Origin of the sequence: Candidatus Synechococcus spongiarum (assembly GCF_900047545.1) — a bacterium.
GTDB lineage: Bacteria > Cyanobacteriota > Cyanobacteriia > PCC-6307 > Cyanobiaceae > Synechococcus_B > Synechococcus_B spongiarum_C.
Map to the genome: position 1 here is coordinate 1 of NZ_FITM01000125.1, position 7,982 is coordinate 7,982.

At 63.8% G+C, this 7,982-nt stretch carries 7 protein-coding genes; 1 reads left to right on the forward strand and 6 read right to left on the reverse strand.

The features are described from left to right. Positions 1 to 616, reverse strand: a 616-nt coding sequence (locus FLM9_RS05295; RefSeq protein WP_143324614.1) for an AAA family ATPase, incomplete at its 3' end; no start/stop codon positions are given. A 131-nt stretch (positions 617 to 747) separates the two neighbouring features. Here FLM9_RS05295 and FLM9_RS05300 point away from each other — a divergent pair. Next, positions 748 to 939: a 50S ribosomal protein L32 gene (locus tag FLM9_RS05300; protein ID WP_074457593.1), complete on the forward strand. Its 192-nt coding sequence runs from the start codon at positions 748 to 750 to the stop codon at positions 937 to 939. Here FLM9_RS05300 and FLM9_RS05305 read toward each other — a convergent pair. From FLM9_RS05305 to FLM9_RS05325, 5 genes are all read right to left on the reverse strand, one after another. Next, positions 888 to 1,997: a hypothetical protein gene (locus FLM9_RS05305; RefSeq protein WP_074457594.1), complete on the reverse strand. Its 1,110-nt coding sequence runs from the start codon at positions 1,995 to 1,997 to the stop codon at positions 888 to 890. The genes FLM9_RS05300 and FLM9_RS05305 overlap by 52 nt on opposite strands. A 10-nt stretch (positions 1,998 to 2,007) precedes the next feature. Then, positions 2,008 to 2,283 carry a DUF565 domain-containing protein gene (locus FLM9_RS05310; RefSeq protein ID WP_180365310.1) on the reverse strand — a complete coding sequence of 92 codons (276 nt, stop codon included), beginning with the start codon at positions 2,281 to 2,283 and terminating at the stop codon, positions 2,008 to 2,010. Between the two features lie 59 nt (positions 2,284 to 2,342). Beyond that, complete coding sequence (locus FLM9_RS05315) at positions 2,343 to 3,149, reverse strand: HAD-IA family hydrolase (RefSeq protein ID WP_074457596.1); 807 nt, start codon at positions 3,147 to 3,149, stop codon at positions 2,343 to 2,345. A gap of 458 nt (positions 3,150 to 3,607) precedes the next feature. Then, a complete protein-coding gene (locus FLM9_RS05320) occupies positions 3,608 to 3,862 on the reverse strand; it encodes a CAB/ELIP/HLIP family chlorophyll-binding protein (protein ID WP_074457597.1) in 255 nt (84 codons plus the stop codon). Between the two features lie 75 nt (positions 3,863 to 3,937). After that, the gene (locus tag FLM9_RS05325; RefSeq protein ID WP_074457598.1) at positions 3,938 to 7,969 is read right to left on the reverse strand and encodes a magnesium chelatase subunit H; all 4,032 of its coding nucleotides are present in this window, start codon (positions 7,967 to 7,969) and stop codon (positions 3,938 to 3,940) included. Positions 7,970 to 7,982 lie beyond the last annotated feature (13 nt).

Here is a 7,982-nt window from a genome sequence, read left to right on the forward strand (position 1 = left end):
ATTCACTGGCGGAGATGGAGAAAAAATGCACCCCCGCCTCTCCGGCCACGGCACGGGCCAGCAAGGTTTTGCCCGTTCCCGGTGGCCCCACCAGCAGCACGCCGCGGGGAATCCGAGCACCAATGCTGGTGAACCGATCCGGCTGCTTGAGAAAGGCCACCACCTCCTGGAGTTCATCCTTGGCTTCAGTAATCCCTGCCACGTCCCCAAAACAGACTTTGATGTCGTTTTCAGGGCGGAGGCGGGGTTTGCTGCGGCCAAAGCCCAGGGCCCGGTTGGCCGCCTTGGCGGAGCGGCGCAGCAGGAAGATGAGACTCACCAGGATCAGCAGCACCAGCAGCAGGTTGACCATCAGTCCCGTGAGGGCCTGCTGCTGACGGCTGTCCTGAATGGTGAGGGGCACCCCGGCGGCTTCCGCCTCCTGAATCAGCACAGGATTCTCGGGAAACACGTCCACCACGCTCTGGCGACCATCCACCAGGGTGACCCGCACCTTGCGCAGATCAGGATCCCACAGCAACTCCTGCGTCTGGCCGTCACGGACGGCCTGCACAAGGCCGCTGTAGCTGAGCGGGTCCCTGGCAGATTGGCCCAGTGCTGGCCCCACAACGGCCATGTGCCTCTGATTTACCACAGAGTGTTCCCTTCTCGGAACAACTGTAGCCAGATGGTCATGCCCAATAGTTTGACGTGGTTCCACGCCATGGCAAGAATAGAAGGTTGATGATCCCGTGTCCCTGAGATCCGATGGCTGTCCCCAAGAAGAAAACCTCCAACCGGAAGCGGAATCAGCGCCGCGCCACATGGAACCGCAAGGCGCGGCTGGCTGCCCAGCGGGCCATGTCCCTGGGGAAGGCCGTCCTCAGTGGGCGGGCAACGGGCTTTCACTATCCCGTAGATGATGCGGAGGACGAGGACGAGGACGAGGAGGGAAGCTGAACCGGGGCGGGCCAGTTGACGGCTTCAGGCGGCCCCATGTTCGCGACCCGTCGCCGGCCGTCCAGGATCGCCATCATCATCACGGGCGGTGCTCCATCCGCTGGAGTCCGGGCAGGTTGCAGGGCGCGATGGGGTGGAACCGAGGCCCAGAAACAACGCAGCAACCGCTCCAGTTGAGCGCCGCTGAGGGCGCCCTTACCGCGGCGGCGCTGCCGTGCCTCCGCCTGGAGCCGCCACCGCAGGCTGTGGCGCCACTGCTGGGGAACCACCAGCACCAGCCCATGCAGCCGCTCCCATGTGCTGGTGTACTCCGTCAGCACGTTGCTGCAACGGGCACACCAGGCCCGCTCCGCAGCGGACGCGCCAGGGTGGGGATCCTCCGGCCCCACCGGGAAGGGGCGGGCCCCCACCATCCAGCCCTCCAGCAGAAAGACATCCCCCCGATGGCACCCACTACCGCTGCGGTCCCCCCGGCCACCGGCCAGACCCTTGTCAAAACAGGGAATACAGCACTGCCCATGGGCAGCGAAGTCGTCCAGGGAGCGGTTCAGCCATTGCAGGTCGTGGCTGCCGGGGGGACCGCGGTCAATGGCAAAGGGATTGGCGGCCATGGCCATGGTCCGTGTGGACAGGGGCAGGTAGTAGTCGTCAATGGAGGCCACGATGGGGGAAAAGTCGTAGGCCCGGCCCAGCACGGCCATGGCTTGGCCCAGGGTGGTTTTTCCAGTACCCGGCACCCCCGCCAGGCCGATGCGGGGGCGTGGCGTTGTTCGTTGCATACTCCCCATGAGTTGCGCCATGGGGATCCACAGGCCCCAGAGCACACTGGGGTGGTGCGGGATCGCCGCCAGAGCCTCCACAATGGTTGACGTGGCCAGCAGGTCCAGTTGCCGATCCAGCCATGCCGCCACGGCCCCTTCGTCCAAGTTCAGCAGCGCCCGCCAGCCGGTCTGACGGGCCAACTGTCGGGCCAGCCGACGACGCTGCGGTGGCCCGTCCAGCACCGCCTGCAGCTTGAGATCGCCATCAACCCAGACCGTTGGCCCTGGGGAAGACATGGACACCGACTCAGGACCCCAACTTGAACGCCTCCAGCACAACCGAGAAGACGAAGCCGACACGGATGTTGTCCAGAGCTTGCCGCAGCAGGAACAGATTGGCTGCATTGGCCCCCAGACTGCGGAGCCGCACAAGAATCTCGCAGGCCACCAGCACCACCAAGGCGCCAAAATCACTGAGGGGCGGCAATCGGCTGAGGAACGGTATCCCCACTTGACCGATGAAAAAGCCGCCGGTGAGCCCGAGAATCAAGACCACCCTGCGGCGCCACGAGGCCTGCAGCACGTTGAGAAGCCAGCGGCCAACACCGGCGGAGGCACTCTGAAGGCGGGTGTGTTGCGGGCTCAGGATTCGAGACTGGGCGAGGCTGACGGGGGTTGGCCCCCTGGAAGAAGGCCTTGCAGGTAGGCAAGATCCACGTGGGCTTGAGGCCCCAGGGCAGGCCCCAGCACCACAGTAGTGGGTTGCTGCAGCCCGTCACCCAGATGATTCACCACTGCCGCAGCTCCGACAAACCTCTGATCCGCCGTCACCTGGCTGGGGGTCACCAGACACCGCAGCCCGGCACGACAGACCGCCTCCAGGCCGTGGGGGGAATCCTCAAGGGCCACCACCTGGTGGGGCGCCAGCCCCGATTGGCGCAGGGCCATGGCATAGGCCTGGGGGTCGGGCTTCTTGCGGGCTACGTCATCGCCGCAAACCCAGCCGCAAAAGGCGGACGCCAGCGGTTGGAAGGGTTGGGTGCGGAGCAGCGCCTCCACCGCCCGGCGGCGGCTGGTGGTCACAATCCACTGCTGCCATCCTGCGGCAGCCGCCGCTTGAATCAAGCGCACCACGCCTGGCCGCGGCGGCAGACCTCCAGCCGCAACAATGCACCCATAGTGAACCTGCTTGCGCTCCTGCAGGTCTGCCGCCATGGCCCATTGTCCGGCTTGGTCCCCAGGGGCGCCGGGGGGAGCGGTGGCCAGCCAGTGGCGAAGACGCTCTTCCCCGCCGCTGATCTGCAGCAGTTGGTGATAGCCATCCATGGACCAGCGCCAAGGCAGGCCCCGCTCCGCAAAGGCGGCATTGAACGCCTGCCGGTGACCATCCCCCTCGGTCTCCGCCATGGTGCCGTCCACATCCCAAAACAGGCCAAAGGCGTGGGTCATGGGTAAGCTGTCTATCTACTCAATTACGTCTGCCGGCTCTGACCTGGGCTCTCATGGAAGAGTAGGCTTTTTCATCGCCAAACAGAAGCACGATCCATGAAGCCACTTTTCCGATCCCAGGCAGACCCTGAAGATAGTCAGGAAGTCACGGAGGATGAAATCTCGCGCAGGGCCATGCCGCCCTTGAGGAGGCGGTCAAGGAGTTTCAAGTTGTCCTGGAGCGGGAAGACCAAGCCCTGCGGAAGCAGTTTGATAAAGGGTTTACCCCCATGCAAGCCCAGGCAAGAGCACTGCTTTGGCTGATCAGCCTACGGGATAGCCATTTGGATGCGATCAAGGAAGCCGTAGAAGCGGACGATGCGGGAGCAGTGGTTGGCTGAGCAGGGGAACTGGGCAAGCTCTCGGCTGCAATTACCGTCCTGGAGACGATTCAGCCGATTGCTCCGTAGGGCAAGAATTCAGCCGATTCCCAGCAGGGCATGGGTGAAGGCCTCGCCGCCAAAGGCCAGTTCGGTGGCCAGCAAGGCGATGAAGCCCACCATGGCCAGGCGGCCGTTGAGCTTTTCAGCGCGGGCGTGGAAGCCCCAACCCTGATCGGCATCCACCACCAACATGCGGGGTTCGCGGGCAAAGGCATTGAGACGGCCGCCGTCTTCAGTGGTGACGGTGGCGCCACGGATAATGGGGGGCATGGTCAGATTGGCTTGGCTCATGGCTTCAGCAGCAACAGACCCAATCGTAACAGATTGTTAAGGTCTGTGGGGCCGAGGGATGAGGGTTTTCCGCCCCTACCCTTCACCCACCCCTTCAATCCGGTCCTCAACGTCTTGATAGAGCTGCTGTAACTGCTCCACGTTCTCGGCGCTGGTCTCCCAATAGCCCCGCCCATGCACCTCCAACAGGGTGCCCACCATCCGCCGAAAGCTGTGGGGATTCAAGGCCAGCAGCCGTTGCCGCATGGCCTGGTCCTGGATAAAGGTGGCGTTGGCCTCTTCGTAAATGAAATTGTCCACCTGGGCGCTGGTGGCGCTCCAGCCCAAGGTGTAGTTGAGTCGCTTGGCCAGCTCCCGCACCCCTTCATAACCGGAGGCCAACATGCCCTCGTACCAGCGGGGATTCAGCAGTTTGGTGCGGGAATCGAGGCGAATGGTTTCCGCCAGACTGCGCACCTGGGCATTGGCCGTTGTGGTGTCGGCAATGTAGCTGCTGGGGGCTTTGCCGTCGTCCCGCAACCTGCGGATCAAGTTGGTGGGGTCGGAATCAAAGTAGTGGCTCACGTCGGTGAGGGAGATTTCCGCGGAGTCCAGGTTCTGGAACGACACATCCGCCGTTTTGAGGATGGACTCGAAAATTTCCCGCTCCACGGAGAGTTGGCCAGGATTTTCTCCATTAAAGGCAAAGCTTTTGCGCTTGAGGTACATGTCCTGCAGTTCGCTTTCCTCGTCCCAGGTGCTGTTTTCCACCGCCAGATTCACGTTGGAGGAATAGCTGCCACTGGCGTTGCTGAACACCCGGGTGGCGGCGCGGCGTAGATCGGTGCCCTGCTCCGCCGCCTGGGCCAGGGCGTGTTTCCGCACAAAATTCATCTCCTCAAGTTCGTCCGCCTCTGCGGCCATCTTCACCGCCTGATCCAGCAGGGCCATTTGGTTGATGAACAAATCCCGGAACACACCGGAGCAATTCACCACTACGTCGATGCGGGGACGGCCCAGCGTCTCCAGGGGAATGAGTTCCAGCTTGTTCACACGACCGATGGTGTCCGCCTTGGGCTGGACACCCAGAAACCAGAGAATCTGGGCCAGGGATTCCCCGTAGGTTTTGATGTTGTCCGTGCCCCAGAGCACACAGGCAATGGTTTCCGGCCAGGCGCCATGGTTCTCCTGGCGCTGCCGCTGCAGCAGTTGATCCACCACCTGCTTTGCCGCCGCCACGGCGGCACGGGTGGGAATTGCCTGGGGATCCAGGGCGTGCATGTTCTTGCCGCTGGGCAGCACGCCAGGATTGCGGATGGGATCGCCGCCAGGGCCCGGGAGAATGTATTCCCCGTCCAGACAGCGCAGCAGGCTGTCCAGTTCCTGATCGGCGCAAATCTGCCGCAAGCTGCCCTGGAGGTAGACAAACAGCTTGTCGAGGGCCTCCTGATCCACCGTGGTAAAGCCCCGGTTGATCAAGATGCGCAGCCATGAGCTCAGGCCCTGGCGACCCAGCAGCCGGTTGGGCAACTGCTCCAGCCCACACAAAAGCTGGCGCCACCAGTTGGGCTGGCTGGTTAAATCCACACGCCCGTCCCGCCGGGTGACCGCCGCCACCATGGCGCCAACGGCAGCGCGGCTGGCGTCGTTAATCCGCCGCGTCAACTCCACATCCGCCAATACACCAGCGTTGTTGCCTGCGTAAATCTCCTCGATGGAGCGACCCAGGTGCGCTGCCAGGAGACTGGGGAGACCCAGGAGACCCTCCCCCTCCCGATCCAGAGCGGCAATGTTCACCAGGGTGGCCACCGCCTCTTCGGCGGTGGGGGGCTTGCCGATGGTGTGGAGACCACAAGGCAGCAGACGGCTCTCGATCTCCATGAGTTGACGGTAGACCGCACCCACCACCCCGTCACGGGCCTCAAGATCCAGAGCATCCACGTCGTCCGGCAAGGCCACGTCCTGATCCAGATTGCAGCGCCGGGCCGTTTCCACAACGGCATGGACGATTTGCACACCCCGGCTCCCCTCCCGCAACTGCTGATAGGAGCTCACCAGCTCGCTTAACTCCTTCAGCCCTTTGTAAAGGCCGGCATTCTCAGCCGGAGGAGTGAGGTAGCTGATGGTGGACGCATAGCCGCGGCGCTTGGCGATGGTAGCCTCGGAGGGGTTATTGGCGGCGTAGTAGTACAGGTTGGGGATGCAGCCGATGAGACTGTCGGGATAGCAGGTGTCACTCATGCCCATCTGCTTGCCGGGCATGAACTCCAACGAGCCGTGGGTACCGAAGTGCAGCACCGCATCGGCTCCCCAGATGTGCTGCAGATAGGTGTAATAGGCGGCAAAGCCGTGGTGGGGACTGGCACTGCGGGAGTACAGCAGGCGCATGGGGTCCCCCTCGTAGCCGAAGGTGGGCTGAACCCCCACAAACACATGGCCAAACTGGCGGCCGTAGACCAGCAGGTTCTGGCCGTCGCTGTTGAGGGTGCCGGGGGCCTTGCCCCAGTTCTCTTCCAGCCGCTCGGCATAGGGGGTGAGGCGGTAGTACTCCTCACAACCCATACGGTAAGCGACAGCCAACTCCGGCTCCCCCTCCATGGCCTCCGCGTCCCGCAGGACCGCGTCCATGAGCGCCTTGGGGGTGGCGGGCAGATCCTCCAGGTGGTAGCCCCTGGCCTGCAACTCCACCATCACCCTGTGGATGGAGTCGAACACGTTTAAATACGCCGCCGTGCCCACATTGCCCTTGTCCGGCGGGAAGCTGAACACGGTGATAGCCAACTTCTTGTCCTGGCGTGGCTTGCGGCGCAGATTGGCCCAGCGAATGGCCCGCTCCGCGATGGCCTCCACCCGATCCTGGAGGGTGTGGGCCTTGCCGGTGGCGGCGTCACGCCCCGAGAGCACAAGGGGTTCAATGGCCCCGTCCAGTTCGGGAATGGCAATCTGCAGGGCCACCTGCACCGGGTGCAGCCCCAGGTCGCTGGCTTCCCACTCCTGGGTGGTCTGGAACACCAGTGGTAACGCCACCATGTAGGGCCGGTTCAAGGCCTGCAGGGTTTCAATGGCGCGGGGATGGTCCTGGCGGGCCGGGCCGCCCACCAGGGCAAATCCCGTCAGGCTCACCACCGCATCCACCAGGGGCTGGCCGGAATCAGTGGACGAGGCCGACGAGAAGAAGTAGCTGCGAACCGGCTTGGAAAAGTCCAGCCCCCCACAAAACACAGGAACGACCCGGGCGCCGCGGAACTCCAGTTCCTGCACCAGCGCCACGTAGTGGGCGTCGTCTCCCGTAACCAGGTGGCTGCGCTGCAACACCAGGCCAATCCAGGGGCCGTCCCCCTGGTGACCGGATTGGTCGGAGCGGGCCGCCGTCCAGGCCATGTACTTATCCAGATCCTCGAACATCCGGGGTGCGACGGGATGCCAGATACCCTGGTCCGGGTAGAGCACAGGGTCTGCGGCCTGCATCAGGGGCTGGCCAGCCTGGGGATAGACGTAGCGGTTGGCCAGCATCACCAGGAAGTTGCGCAGGTTGTCCGGTGATCCCCCCAGCCAGTACTGGAAGCTGAGCATGAACGCCCGGGCATCCTGGGCCTTGTCCACAGGCAGGTACTTGAGCACCGTGGGCAAGGTGTTCAGCAGCTTGAGCATGGCGTCCTGGAAGCTGGCGCCGCCGGCCTCCTTGCGCCGCTTCATGAAGCCGGCGATGGCACTTTTGCTCTGGCCAAGCTGGGCCATGGAGAAGCTGCCCAGCTTGTTGAGCCGCATCACCTCCGGCATGGAGGGGAACACCACCGCCGCCTTGAGCCGCTGCCGGTGCGGCTCCACTGCCGCCACCACCTTGCCGGCCAGATCTTCAATAAAGATCAGAGAGGCAAGAAACACGTCCGCCGCCGCCACGTCCGCACAAAAGGCGGCGTAGTTCTCCGGATCCCGCAGTTCTTCAATCAGGTAGCCGCTCAACTCTACGGCCAACTGGCCAGGCTCCTGATTCAGGGTTGTGGCTGCGCTGGTGAGGGCGCTCTGGTACTGGGGCTCCAGCACCACGTAGACCACCTTCAGCAAGCGGCGCCCACCGCTCTCGACAGGCGTAACCCGGCGAATGGTGGAGCGGACCTGGGTGAACATCGGGCCAAGCGGG

Coding starts and splice junctions, on each gene's coding strand:
- FLM9_RS05300 (WP_074457593.1), top strand. CDS start 748: ATGGCTGTCCCCAAGAAGAAAACCTCCAACCGGAAGCGGAATCAGCGC.
- FLM9_RS05325 (WP_074457598.1), bottom strand. CDS start 7,969: ATGTTCACCCAGGTCCGCTCCACCATTCGCCGGGTTACGCCTGTCGAG.
- FLM9_RS05320 (WP_074457597.1), bottom strand. CDS start 3,862: ATGAGCCAAGCCAATCTGACCATGCCCCCCATTATCCGTGGCGCCACC.
- FLM9_RS05305 (WP_074457594.1), bottom strand. CDS start 1,997: ATGTCTTCCCCAGGGCCAACGGTCTGGGTTGATGGCGATCTCAAGCTG.
- FLM9_RS05315 (WP_074457596.1), bottom strand. CDS start 3,149: ATGACCCACGCCTTTGGCCTGTTTTGGGATGTGGACGGCACCATGGCG.